This is a genomic window from Ruegeria sp. CJ6 (genome assembly GCF_056536665.1).
This window is the reverse complement of the sequence record NZ_JBQFQB010000002.1, coordinates 635362-647226: the sequence shown is the minus strand read 5'-3', so window position 1 is coordinate 647226 and position 11865 is coordinate 635362. Positions and strand designations below refer to the sequence as shown.

General features: G+C 56.6%; 11 protein-coding genes. 6 read left to right on the top strand and 5 right to left on the bottom strand.

The features are described 5' to 3' along the window. Nucleotides 1-35: 35 nt before the first annotated feature. The 4 genes from ACR0BT_RS08555 to ACR0BT_RS08540 form a co-directional block, all read right to left on the bottom strand. Nucleotides 36-1067, bottom strand: coding sequence for a putative sulfate exporter family transporter (locus ACR0BT_RS08555; RefSeq protein ID WP_170596697.1), 1032 nt, complete (start codon nucleotides 1065-1067; stop codon nucleotides 36-38). A 69-nt stretch (nucleotides 1068-1136) separates the two neighbouring features. Beyond that, nucleotides 1137-2144, bottom strand: coding sequence for a phosphate acetyltransferase (gene pta, locus ACR0BT_RS08550; RefSeq protein WP_480562262.1), 1008 nt, complete (start codon nucleotides 2142-2144; stop codon nucleotides 1137-1139). A gap of 193 nt (nucleotides 2145-2337) precedes the next feature. After that, nucleotides 2338-3048, bottom strand: a complete 711-nt coding sequence (locus tag ACR0BT_RS08545) for an aspartate/glutamate racemase family protein (RefSeq protein ID WP_170509055.1) — start codon at nucleotides 3046-3048, stop codon at nucleotides 2338-2340. Then, complete coding sequence (locus ACR0BT_RS08540) at nucleotides 3045-3749, bottom strand: GntR family transcriptional regulator (protein ID WP_480762940.1); 705 nt, start codon at nucleotides 3747-3749, stop codon at nucleotides 3045-3047. Before ACR0BT_RS08540 ends, ACR0BT_RS08545 begins: the two co-directional genes overlap by 4 nt. Before the next feature lie 111 nt (nucleotides 3750-3860). Between ACR0BT_RS08540 and ACR0BT_RS08535 the strand changes: the two genes are divergently transcribed. Beyond that, on the top strand, nucleotides 3861-5555 hold the full coding sequence (locus ACR0BT_RS08535; protein ID WP_480751700.1) for a thiamine pyrophosphate-binding protein: 1695 nt from the start codon (nucleotides 3861-3863) through the stop codon (nucleotides 5553-5555). Here ACR0BT_RS08535 and ACR0BT_RS08530 read toward each other — a convergent pair. After that, entirely contained in the window at nucleotides 5516-6436 is a 921-nt protein-coding gene (locus ACR0BT_RS08530) for a LysR family transcriptional regulator (RefSeq protein WP_170818364.1), read from the bottom strand. The genes ACR0BT_RS08535 and ACR0BT_RS08530 overlap by 40 nt on opposite strands. A gap of 96 nt (nucleotides 6437-6532) precedes the next feature. On the opposite strand from ACR0BT_RS08530, the gene ACR0BT_RS08525 reads away from it, so the two are divergent. From ACR0BT_RS08525 to ACR0BT_RS08505, 5 genes are all read left to right on the top strand, one after another. After that, nucleotides 6533-7666, top strand: coding sequence for an enolase C-terminal domain-like protein (locus ACR0BT_RS08525; RefSeq protein WP_480762939.1), 1134 nt, complete (start codon nucleotides 6533-6535; stop codon nucleotides 7664-7666). After that, nucleotides 7663-8913: an NAD(P)/FAD-dependent oxidoreductase gene (locus ACR0BT_RS08520; RefSeq protein WP_480562259.1), complete on the top strand. Its 1251-nt coding sequence runs from the start codon at nucleotides 7663-7665 to the stop codon at nucleotides 8911-8913. The genes ACR0BT_RS08525 and ACR0BT_RS08520 overlap by 4 nt, the downstream gene beginning before the upstream one ends. Before the next feature lie 52 nt (nucleotides 8914-8965). Continuing rightward, nucleotides 8966-9940, top strand: a complete 975-nt coding sequence (locus ACR0BT_RS08515) for a TRAP transporter substrate-binding protein (RefSeq protein WP_170663349.1) — start codon at nucleotides 8966-8968, stop codon at nucleotides 9938-9940. Nucleotides 9941-10009: 69 nt separating this feature from the next. Beyond that, nucleotides 10010-10543 carry a TRAP transporter small permease gene (locus tag ACR0BT_RS08510; RefSeq protein WP_170406962.1) on the top strand — a complete coding sequence of 178 codons (534 nt, stop codon included), beginning with the start codon at nucleotides 10010-10012 and terminating at the stop codon, nucleotides 10541-10543. Nucleotides 10544-10547: 4 nt separating this feature from the next. After that, entirely contained in the window at nucleotides 10548-11861 is a 1314-nt protein-coding gene (locus tag ACR0BT_RS08505) for a TRAP transporter large permease subunit (protein ID WP_170393803.1), read from the top strand. Nucleotides 11862-11865 lie beyond the last annotated feature (4 nt).

Below are 11865 nucleotides of genomic sequence, written 5' to 3'. Positions count from 1 at the left end.
CCGTCGCAGTTGGCGGAAAACTCTTGGTAACTGCTTCAGGTTAATAGGTTGATCCCGGCCAGAATTACCACGGCGATGAACAACGTCTCCACTATGATGAGGGCGATTGCGGCTGCACCGACCGACAGGATTTGCTTAAGGTTTGTCTTCATCCCCACAGCTGCGATCGCAACAAGCAACAACCATCGAGAGCATTGGCTTAGAAATTCTGAAATCGCTGGCGGGATCAATCCGAATGAGGATGCCGCAGCGAGAACCAGAAATCCTAACACGAATCCCGGCAACAGCGGTGGACGTTTCCCGTCTTCGTCCATTTCAGCAAAGCCACGAATAATCAGTGAAGCGACCAAAACCACCGGTGCCAGCATCGCCACGCGGAACAATTTTACCAGCGTCGCTGTATCTCCGGTTTGTTCCGAGATCGAAAATCCCGCGCCGACAACCTGAGCCACATCATGGATGGTGCCACCCAGAAACACACCGCCCGCAATCTCGTTCATCCCCAATGTGCGTACCAGGATCGGATAGGCGATCATGGCGATGGTGGACAAAACGGTCACGCCCATGACCGTAAAAATCAGACGCTCTTCCGAGCGTTCGTCCTTGGGCAGGATTGCACTGATCGCCATTGCCGCCGATGCACCGCAAATTGCAACCGAACCGGCGGTCAGAAAGGCAAAGCGCCATTTGTGGCCAAAAAAACGAGCTACGGACAGGCCAAATCCTATGGTCAACAGCACTCCGACGATCACAAGGGCAATCAGGTCCCAGCCCAGACCCAGCATCAGGGTCATCGACACGCGCACACCCAGCAAGGCCACGCCAAGGCGCAGAAGTGTGCGTGCGGCGAATCCGATCCCCTCAACGGTTTTTCCTTCTTCGCCCAGAAAGCTGACCGCAATCCCCAAAAGAAGGGCAAGCAGCATGGCCGGGGTAGCATAATGCTCGGACAGGAACTTGGCGGCGACGGCAACGGTTACGGCGATCATGACGCCGGGAAAGAGCGTGCGAACACGCTCCTTGCTCCGCTCGGTGAGGGATAGGGCTGAAGGATCGGCGGACGCCATAACGGATGGTCCTTTGTTTGTAATGAATGGGTCGCGGGCCTGCGCGATAAAGCAGGCGGGCTGCCGAGTTTAGGGTTCGCGCGCCTGCAGGATGGTCACCGCGATGATCTGCGTCACATCTTCCGCGCTGCATCCGCGCGATAGATCATTGGCCGGTTTGGCGAGCCCCTGCAAAACCGGACCGATCGCCAGATAACCGCCCAGCCGTTGAGTCATCTTGTACCCGATATTTCCGGCATCCAGATTTGGGAAAATCTTGACGTTCGACTGACCCGCGACCGAGGACCCGGGGGATTTTCGCTCACCAATCGACGGCACGAAGGCGGCATCAAATTGCAGCTCTCCATCCACATTCAACTCTGGGTGTTTCGCCCGCAGAATTTCTGTCGCGTTGACGACCTTGTCCACCGCTGGGTGTTGGGCGCTGCCTTTTGTTGAGAAACTCAACATCGCGATCTTTGGCTCTTCCTGCAGCAATGCCCGCGCGGACACCGCTGAAGCGGCCGCAATGTTTGCCAGTTCTTCGGATGTCGGATCGATCACCAAGCCGCAATCTGAATAGAGCATGGCGCGAGCGCCCTCAGCGGCGGCCTCGGGTGGGTACATCAGGAAGAACGAGGATACCATTCCAACATCGGGCTTCATTCCAATAACCTGGATGGCAGTTCTGACCACATCGCCTGTGGTATGGACCGCCCCGCCCACGGTTCCTGTTGCGTGCCCCATTCGCACCAGCATCGCGGCATAGACCAGCGGCGATTCTGCGGCTTTGCGTGCCTTGGCTTCATCGACACCTTTGTGTTTGCGCAGAGAATAATACTCGGCCGCAAAAGCGTCAGTCAGTTCCGAATGCGCAGGATCATGGATGGCAATACCGTCCCCGGTTGAGCCACCCTCTGCCGCGAGCGCCGCTTTAACGTCGGCCTCAGGTCCAACGAGAATAATATTGGCCAGACCAGCCTTATGGGCGGCTAATCCTCCGGCAACAATGCGGGGATCGGTGCCTTCGCTCAGCGCTACAATTGGGCGGGTTTCCGAGGCACTGGCCGCCAACAGCTCGATCGGTGTTTTCGTCATGCGTCTCGGTTCCTGAACTGTTGTTAATCGGTGTCGGAACAGGTGCCTTGAGGTTAACGATGATCGTTTTGGCGCTGTTCCGATTTCGTTTCTTGATTGCTTGGTTCTGGTTCACCGTCAAGCTGTTGCCGATAGGTCCAGAATCGCCATCTGGCTATAGGCGGCGGCTACTCTGGACTTACTGTTCACTTGATCAGAACCTTGGCGGGTTTAGTCCGGCCTGAAACCAGTTGATGAAAGTAACAATAGAAAACACTGGCAAACCAGTCGCCTGCTGTATGTCCGCCGCGTAAGGGCACATGTTTGTACATTCCAGTACAATTGCACCAAGGTCGGGATTGCCCGCTTGCAGCGCAAGCGCTGCTTCGACATTGTCGTCGCGGGCTTTGTCCACATCCAGCGTCAATGCGTTTTCGAGAATAGCGGTTGTGAATTCGCTGCCGCCTTCGGTGGTGCCAATTGGAGTTCCGTCGGGGACCTGTGCCTTTCGCAGGTGCTCATCCGTAAGTGTTGAGGCGGAGATGGTTAGAATGCCGGCGCGCTTTCCTGCAGGAAGGATACGGTTCACCATATCGACCTGCATCATCGAGGACGTCGCGACCGGAACAGGAACCGCCTCGGCCAGTTCATCCTGAAACAGCGAAAGAAAGCCGCAATTGGTGGTGATCCCGTCTACCCCGTCTTTGACAAGTTCCCGTGCGGCATCGATGAACGCTCCAAGCATTCCTTCAGCACCTTGTCGGACCACAAGATCAGGCGAGGCGTTGCGCACGATGCGATAGAGCACGGGAAACGGCCATGTCCGAGCGTTGCCCATATCACCGGGAATACGTGGAAACTGTGCGTCCAACATCAGGATGCCGACAGATGCGCCGTATATGGATTTTCCGCCCTGCGCGATCATGACTGCGCCTCCTGAATGATGCGGGTCGAGATATCGTCCGACCCTTCCATATAGATGCTTGATATCCCATGGCGCACCGCGTCCTGCACCTGATCCATCCGTTTGTTGATATGGGTGCCCAAAGCCTGCGCGGCCTCATCAGCGTCGCGGTTCATCAAGGCCTGCATGACGCGCTTATGTTCGTCTTTTGAGCGTTGGACCCGGTCCAGACTCATGGAAATCCATCGGATATAGCGAATGCGCTCATTAATCCGCATCAGGGTTTGCAGCAATTCCATGTTGCCAGACAGCCGGGCGATGCCCAGATGAAACGCTTCATCTCGCGTGACGGCCTCTTCAACGGTAAGCCCGGTGATATCGATACCCATCGCATAAAGTTCGTCGTGAAGCGCCTGCAGTTGTTCTGTGGTGGCCTTGGTGCACGCTGCGCGGACGGCGGCGGTTTCGATGATTTGGCGCAGCTCGAACAGCTCAAAAATGCTTTGGGCATCCAATGGGCGGCAAAAGAAACCCTGTCCCGGGCGGAAGTCGAACAAACGTTCGGCGACCAGCCGGTTCAGTGCTTCGCGCAAAGGGGTGCGGCTGACGCCCAGCTCTTTCGACAGGGCGACCTCGTTCAAACGATCGCCGGGACGCAGGCGGAATGAAACCGCCATGGCCTTCACCTGATCGTAGATATCATCAACGCGTGGACCTGCCATTGGTACTGCCTTTTGGTCGTTGCCCCACAGGTGCCACAGGCCAGTCTTGAAATCAATATACAAAACTGTATACAGGTCTGTGTGCAGATTAGATTGAGGGAGTCGCCCACCATGACAGGAACGAATTACCTGACCGGAGCCGAGGCAATGGTCCGTATGCTTGAGGCGCATGGCGTGAAGCACATGTTCGGCCTATGTGGTGATACAACCTTGCCATTCTATGATGCGCTATCTCGGATGGATCACGGTATTCAGCACATTCTGACGCGGGATGAACGTCATGCGGCCTACATGGCGGATGGTTATGCAAGGGTGACAGGTAAGCCGGGTGTCTGCGAAGGCCCGTCTGGGGGCGGGGCGACCTATATTCTACCTGGCGTGGTCGAAGCCAACGAAAGCTCGGTTCCTATTCTTGCGATCACCTCGGATGTGGCGACAACCAGCCGGGGAAAGTACCCGCTGACCGAATTGGACCAACCCGCGCTGTTCAAGCCGCTGGCCAAGTGGAATGCGTCGCTGGATGACGCCACACGATTGCCGGCCATGGTACGTGCGGCATTCCGGGCTATGACCACCGGAACACCTGGGGCCACACATCTTGCCTTACCCTTCGACACTCAGAAGGCGCAGGTGGATGAGGCTGAGATCTGGGCGGATGCGCGGCACCGCAGCTATCCGGCGGAACGCGCAGGTCCCGATCTGGATGCAATAGAGGCGGCGGCAGAGATACTGGCAAAATCAAAGTCTGCGGTTGCCGTTTGTGGCGGTGGACCTGTTCTGTCAGGGGCAAGCGACGCACTGCGCCGGGTCGCGGGTCTGTTGGACATGCCCGTCGCCACGACTGTGTCGGGGCAGGGCTCGATTGCCGAGACAGACCCGCTCGCGCTTGGTGTTGTCGGATCGAATGGCGGGGTGCCTGCCACCCGCGCTGTGGTAGATGCGGCGGATGTCGTTCTGTTCATCGGATGTCGCGCAGGATCCGTCACGACCGAGCGCTGGAGAAGCCCTGCGCGCGATGCCACCATCATTCATATCGACAGTGACCCGATGGTGATCGGAGCCAACTATCCGACCGAAGTCGCTATTTGTGCCGACGCGCGTCTCGCGCTGGAAGCATTGGCGGACGCATTGGCGGCACGCCAAGACCTGCCCAGGCTGGGCGGGGCGGCCAAATCAAACGCGGCATGGGCGGCCAAATTGGCTGCGTTCGCCCCGCTTGCAGCCAGCCGAGAAACGCCGATCCGGCCCGAGGCTGTCATGGCTTCGCTAATGGATATCCTGGATGATGATGCGATTGTTGTCGCTGATCCCGGCACGCCATGCCCATATTTCAGCGCGCATTACCGCTGGCGGACACCGGGGCGGCATTTCATCACTAACCGGGCGCATGGGGCGTTGGGGTATTCATTGGGTGCTGCAATGGGTGCGCATATTGGGCGGCCTTCGGTCAAAACCTTGTCGGTGATGGGTGACGGCTCATTCGGCTTTGCCTGTGGTGAGTTCGAAACCATGGTGCGGCACAACATGCCGATCACCTCAATTGTATTCTCGAACTCGGTCTTTGGCTGGATCAAGGCCGGACAGGACGCAGGGTTTGGGCAGAGATACTACAATGTTGATTTCAACCGCACCGACCACGCCGCTGTTGCAAGCGCCTTTGGTGTGAAATCATGGACTGTCAAAGATCCCGAAGACCTGTCCAAAGTTCTGAAACAGGCTATCGAGCATGATGGCCCGACATTGGTCGACATTTACTCACAACCGCTTCACGAGGCCGCTGCACCGGTTTCGGAATGGGTGGCATAAGAGGCGATCGAAGGGGTTAGCTGAGCCAGAAAATCCTGTGCAATCGTTGATAGGGGTCGCCCTTTCGCGGTGATAATGGCCAGATCAAGCATCACAGCCGGTCGGAAGTGGCGGGTTTGATACCCGCTCTCGTCGTCAAAGGTGACAGTGAAGGGATCGATCATCGCGACCCCCATGCCCTGCTTGACGAAACTTAGCAGGTTTTCTGACAGATGGGTGTGAATCTGGGTCCGCCAGTTGCGCCCCGCTGATTGGAAGATGTCCCGAGTTCGTCGGTGGGTTTGATGCTCTGGCCCCATCACGATGAATGGTTCGTTTTCAAGAATTTCAGGTGTGAGTACATCATAATCTGCCAAAGGGCTGGTTTCCGGAAAGGTCGCCAGCGTTTCGAACTCAAAGACCTGATAGTTCAGTGTGTCATGCAGAATGGGCATCTCGACAATGCCGATCTCAAACAGGCCAGAGATTACCCATTCTTGAATCTTCGAGGAATACTGCGACTGAAAGCTTACCGACAGGTTCGGGCGGCTTTCTGCGAAGCGAGCGATCTCACGCGGCATGAAGCCGAAGGATAGCAGATGTGGTGCGGCGATCTGCAATTGACCCGGATGCTTGTTCTGCAGATCCGTGACCGCCTGCGCTACGTGATCCAGCCCCCGAACAACCGTATCAACCTCGCGGTATAGAAGTTCAGCTTCTGGCGTAGGCAGCAACCGGCCTTTGTTGCGTTCAAACAGCGGCAAACGCGCTTCGCGCTCTAGCTGTGCCAACAGATTGCTGATCCCGGGCTGTGAAATCCCAAGCACCGAGGCCGCACCCGTGACAGTGCCGGTTTCCATGATGGCGTGAAAAGCCTGTAGCTGACGAAATCGCAGGGACATCGCTATAGTATCATTTTTCCTGATGACCTCTAGATAATATAGTATTTGAAATGATATCCTCGTCAAGGCAGGCTTCGGCCATTGGCAGGGGGTGCAATGGGCGATCTGACACAGAAAATCATCGGCTATGATCTCTGGCACCTTGAGTTGCCCGTGACGTCTCGCCGTGATCATGGCATCGGGTCCGTCGAAGGAACATGCGAAGTCGTCGTCCTGCGGCTGAGATCCGAGGACGGCAGTGAAGGATTTGGTGAGGCCTCTCCCTGGTCTGTCTTCACGGGCACCCCAGAGGCCACTTATGCAGCCCTTGATCGCTATTTGCGCCCACTTGTGGTTGGGGCCAGAGTGGGCGACCGTTCAGCGATCATGGCACAGGCAGCTTATGCCGTGGCTCATTGCACCGAGGCAAAGGCTGCATTGGAAACCGCTTTGCTGGATCTTGCGGGCAGAATCAGCAAGGTTCCTGTTTGGTCTCTGCTGGGCGGGAAGTGCCGTGGAACCATTCCACTCAGTTGCTCAATTGCGAACCCGGATTTTGCTCAGGATGTTGAGCTGCTGTCACAATTGCAGGCCGATGGCGTTCGGATTGTAAAGCTCAAGACCGGGTTCAAGGATCACGCCTTCGATATCATGCGGTTGGAGTATCTCGCGCAGAACCATCCGGATTTCAGGGTTCGTGTTGATTACAATCAGGGGCTAAGTATCGAGGATGCACCGGCACAGGTTCGCGATGTTGCGCAATTCGCTCCGGATTTCATTGAGCAACCTGTCCGCGCTCATCAATTCAGCATGATGGGCAAGTTGCGACAGATGATTGACGTCCCACTTCTAGCTGATGAGAGCGTCTTTGGCCCCGAAGACATGGAACGGGCAGCGCGTGACGGTATCTGTGACGGGGTTTCAGTGAAAATCATGAAATCCGGTGGCCCGACGCGAGGCCAGACTGTGGCCCGTATCGCTGCAGCACATGGTCTGACAGCCTATGGCGGTGATATGTTCGAGGCCGGATTGGCGCATCTGGCAGGCACACATATGATTGCTGCAACACCTGAGATCACGTTGGGCTGCGAGTTCTATCAAGCCTCCTACTTCCTGAAAGAAGACATTCTTGAAAGCCCCTTCCAAGTAAGCAGCGGCGAAGTTGTAGTTCCTGACGCACCCGGCCTCGGCAACAGGCCTGATGTAACCAAGCTTGAGCATTATGCAGTGGCCAAGGCGGTGGGGGCATGAGCGAGAAGAAGACCATAGCGATCATCGGCGCTGGGATTGTTGGCGTGTCTGCTGCGGTATGGCTGCAGCGGGATGGTCACGAGGTAATCCTGATCGACAAGGTCGGACCGGGAGAGGGTACCTCACATGGCAATGGGGGCGTGCTGGCGTCATGCTCGATTGTTCCGGTGACTGTTCCAGGGCTGCTCCGGAAGGCGCCCAAAATGCTGCTCAGCCCGTCTCAGCCGTTGTTTCTGAGATGGGGGTATCTTCCAAAGCTGATCCCTTGGCTAACCCGCTATTTGAGTCATGCGAATGCATCAGATGTGGAACGCATAGCTTCAGCTTTGACGCCAATTGTTGGCGATAGCCTGAACGACCACAAAGCGTTGGCCGAGGGCACAGGCGCTGAAAAATGGATCGTGCCCTCTGACTATCTGTTCCTGTACAACGACCGCGCGCATTTCAAAGATGATGCGTTTGGCTGGGACATTCGGCGCAGGAACGGATTCACATGGGACGAATTGGAAGGCCCTGCCTTTCACGCCTATGATCCGGTCTATAGTGAAGACATTGGATTTGCGGCGAAGCTTTCGGATCATGGCCATATCACGGACCCGGGCCGGTACGTCAAAGATCTGGCGGCGTATGTCGAGGCACATGGGGGCACAATCCTGCGTGCAGCGGTCGATGACGTGGTTCAGAAAAACGGTCGTGTAACCGGTATACGGGCGGCAGGCGAAACCATCGCGTGTGATACGGCAATTGTAACTGCGGGCGTTTGGTCGGGGCCTTTGGCCAAGCGTTTAGGCATTTCTGTTCCCCTTGAAACCGAACGCGGCTATCATCTTGAATTGGTGGAGCCTTCTGCCATGCCGCGCAGTCCGGTCATGGTGGTTTCCGGCAAATTTGTCGCCACACCGATGGATGGCCGCATTCGTTTGGCTGGCATCGTGGAATTTGGCGGTCTTGATGCGCCACCCTCACGCGCGCCGTTTGAATTGATGCGCAAGAATGCCCGGATGGCCTTCCCGGGTTTGACATGGAAGGAGGAAGTGGAATGGATGGGGCACCGCCCAGCACCAACCGACTCGATCCCGATTATCGGTGAGGCTCCGGGGATCAGCGGTGCGTATATGGGCTTTGGGCACCATCACATTGGCCTGACAGGCGGGCCGAAAACGGGGCGACTTCTGGCCCAGATGATTGCGGGCAGAACACCGAACACTGACATGAGCGTCTACGCGCCCTCGCGTTTCGCAACATAGAAATGACTGGCGAAGAACGCCGGCACCTCAAAACTCAACAGGGAGAAACATGATGAAAAAACTGACAAGCCTTCTGGCGGCAACCGCTCTGACCGCTACCGCGGCCGCACCTGCAATGGCCGAGAAATGGGATATGCCGATGGCCTATTCAGCATCAAACTTCCACTCGGCCACGGGCGCGGAGTTCGCCAAATGTGTCACCACAGGAACCGGTGGTGAGATTGAGATTGTCACGCACCCTTCCGGCTCGCTGTTCAAAGGTGCCGACATCAAGCGTGCGATCCAGACCGGGCAAGCCCCGATTGGTGAGCGTCTGCTGTCTGGGCACCAGAACGAAAACGCGCTGTTCGGCTTTGATTCCATCCCGTTCCTGGCCACGTCATTCGATGATAGCGCCAAGCTTTGGGATGCCGCCAAACCTTCGATTGAAAAGCTGTTGGCTGAACAGAACCTGACCCTGCTTTATGCAGTGCCGTGGCCTCCGCAAGGGCTTTATTTCAAGAACGAAGTGAACTCGGTTGCGGATATGGAGGGGATCAAGTTCCGCTCCTATAACAACGCCACCTCACGCCTGGCCGAACTGACTGGTATGCTGCCCGTCACCATCGAGGCGGCTGAGATCAGCCAGGCCTTTGCCACCGGAGTAGCGGATTCCATGGTGTCGTCCGGGTCGACCGGCTATGACCGGAAGGTCTGGGAAAGTCTGAACTACTTCTATGAAGTGGATGCCTGGCTGCCGCGCAACTACGTGATGGTCAACTCAGACGTCTGGGCCGGTGTCTCGGATGCGAACAAGAACGTCATCAAAGGCTGTGCGGAACTGGCCGAGTATGCAGGTAACTGGCGTGCCAAGGAATATACCGGCTTTACGCTTCAGGGTCTGCGCGATGGCGGCATGACAGTTGGTCCTGCATCCGAACAGATGACGAATGAGCTTAAAGAAATCGGTGTCACCATGACCAACGAATGGCTTGAGGCCGCCGGTGACGAAGGCAAAGCCATCGTCGACGCGTTTAACTCTCAATAATCGTTCGAATGCGGGCGGCAGTTCATCCTGCCGCCTGCTCCCAATCCACAAAAAGCACAGGGGGACAGCATGGCGGCAATGCGAGGGCTCAGGTCCGTACTGGATTTCATTTATCTGGCAGCAGGGGTTCTGGCGGCGCTCAGCCTGATTGCCATTCTGGTGTTGATTGTTGTGCAAATGCTGGCCCGTTGGACCGGTGAGGTGTTTCCCGGCGCGCCAGACTATGCTGGATATGCGATGGCCGCTGCGTCTTTTCTGGCCTTCGCCAACGCCCTGAACCGAGGCAGCCATATTAGAGTCTCCATTCTCCTGAACGCGGTTCCCGATGGCTTTCGCAGAATTCTGGAAATCTGGTGCTTTGCGATTGGTTCGGCGGTCATGTGGTATTTCTGCTGGTATGCCTATCGCTTTGTGTACTGGAGCTGGAAGTTCAACGATATCAGCCAGGGGCAAGATAAAACCGCCCTTTGGATACCGCAATCTACCATGCTGATCGGAGCGGTCATTCTGGCCATCGCGCTGACCGATCACCTGTTCCATGTCCTGTTCAAGGGTGATCACCGCATCACCCGTGATCTGGCCGATCAGAGCCACGGAGAGTAAGAGCATGGAAAATATATCCGTTATTATCCTCTTCCTCTTTGTCCTTTTCACCTTGCTGGGCACCGGTGTCTGGGTCGGGCTGGCCCTGATGGGCGTCGCCTGGGTCGGGATGGAGCTGTTCACGACGCGCCCCGTAGGCGATGTCATGATCACCACGATCTGGTCGGCGTCCTCCTCCTGGACCCTGACCGCCTTGCCTATGTTCATTTGGATGGGCGAGATCCTCTACCGAACGCGATTGTCCGAAGACATGTTCAAAGGCCTGTCGCCGTGGATGGCACCTTTGCCCGGAGGGCTGGTTCACACGAATATCGTAGGCTGTACGGTTTTTGCCGCGGTATCGGGGTCATCTGCCGCGACGTTGACCACGGTTGGCAAGATGTCGATCCCGGAACTGCGAAAGCGCAACTATCCCGAACGCATGGTCATCGGCACGCTGACCGGCGCGGCAACACTTGGGCTAATGATCCCACCGTCACTGACGTTGATCGTGTACGGCGTTACGATCAACGAGTCCATCACCAAGCTGTTCTTTGCAGGCATCCTACCCGGTCTTGTGCTTGCCGCAATGTTCATGGGCTATGTCGCCATCTATTCCAAAGTTGGCAAAGACTGGAACCCCAACGATGAGAGCAAGCTGACCTTTTCCGAAAAGGTTAAGAACTCTCGCTTTCTGTTGCCAGTGATCCTGCTGATCATGGTGGTAATCGGATCGATGTATCTGGGTTATGCTACGGCGACCGAGGCGGCGGCTTTCGGTGTGATTGGCGGACTGCTACTGGCAGCAGGGCAGGGATCGTTGAACTGGAAGACCTTCACTGAAAGTTTGATGGGCGCAACCCGCACCAGTGCGATGATTGCGCTGATCCTAGCGGGTGCTGCGTTCCTGTCATTGTCGATGGGCTTTACCGGCCTGCCGCGCGGGCTTGCGGATTTGATCGCGGGCTGGGAACTGACCCGGTTCGAACTGCTCATGGTTCTGCTGGTTTTCTACGTCATTCTGGGCTGCTTCCTTGATGGGATTTCTTCGGTTGTGCTGACTATGGCTGTTGTCGAGCCTATGATCCGGGACGCCGGGATCGATCTGATCTGGTTCGGGATCTTCATCGTGGTCGTTGTCGAGATGGCGCAGATCACACCTCCTATTGGTTTCAACCTGTTCGTGATGCAGGGCATGACTAACCATGAAATGAGCTATATCGCCCGCGCTGCGATCCCGATGTTCCTGATCATGGTGCTGATGGTGTTCGTTCTGATCTGGTTCCCCGAGTTGGCGACGTGGCTGCCCGAAAACCTGCGTCAAAGCCCCGGTGGGTAGACGC

Excerpts from the sequence above, each read along its gene's own strand:
- ACR0BT_RS08555 (WP_170596697.1), bottom strand. The coding sequence starts at position 1,067 with ATGGCGTCCGCCGATCCTTCAGCCCTATCCCTCACCGAGCGGAGCAAG.
- pta (WP_480562262.1), bottom strand. The coding sequence starts at position 2,144 with ATGACGAAAACACCGATCGAGCTGTTGGCGGCCAGTGCCTCGGAAACC.
- ACR0BT_RS08545 (WP_170509055.1), bottom strand. The coding sequence starts at position 3,048 with ATGATCGCGCAGGGCGGAAAATCCATATACGGCGCATCTGTCGGCATC.
- ACR0BT_RS08540 (WP_480762940.1), bottom strand. The coding sequence starts at position 3,749 with ATGGCAGGTCCACGCGTTGATGATATCTACGATCAGGTGAAGGCCATG.
- ACR0BT_RS08535 (WP_480751700.1), top strand. The coding sequence starts at position 3,861 with ATGACAGGAACGAATTACCTGACCGGAGCCGAGGCAATGGTCCGTATG.
- ACR0BT_RS08530 (WP_170818364.1), bottom strand. The coding sequence starts at position 6,436 with ATGTCCCTGCGATTTCGTCAGCTACAGGCTTTTCACGCCATCATGGAA.
- ACR0BT_RS08525 (WP_480762939.1), top strand. The coding sequence starts at position 6,533 with ATGGGCGATCTGACACAGAAAATCATCGGCTATGATCTCTGGCACCTT.
- ACR0BT_RS08520 (WP_480562259.1), top strand. The coding sequence starts at position 7,663 with ATGAGCGAGAAGAAGACCATAGCGATCATCGGCGCTGGGATTGTTGGC.
- ACR0BT_RS08515 (WP_170663349.1), top strand. The coding sequence starts at position 8,966 with ATGAAAAAACTGACAAGCCTTCTGGCGGCAACCGCTCTGACCGCTACC.
- ACR0BT_RS08510 (WP_170406962.1), top strand. The coding sequence starts at position 10,010 with ATGGCGGCAATGCGAGGGCTCAGGTCCGTACTGGATTTCATTTATCTG.
- ACR0BT_RS08505 (WP_170393803.1), top strand. The coding sequence starts at position 10,548 with ATGGAAAATATATCCGTTATTATCCTCTTCCTCTTTGTCCTTTTCACC.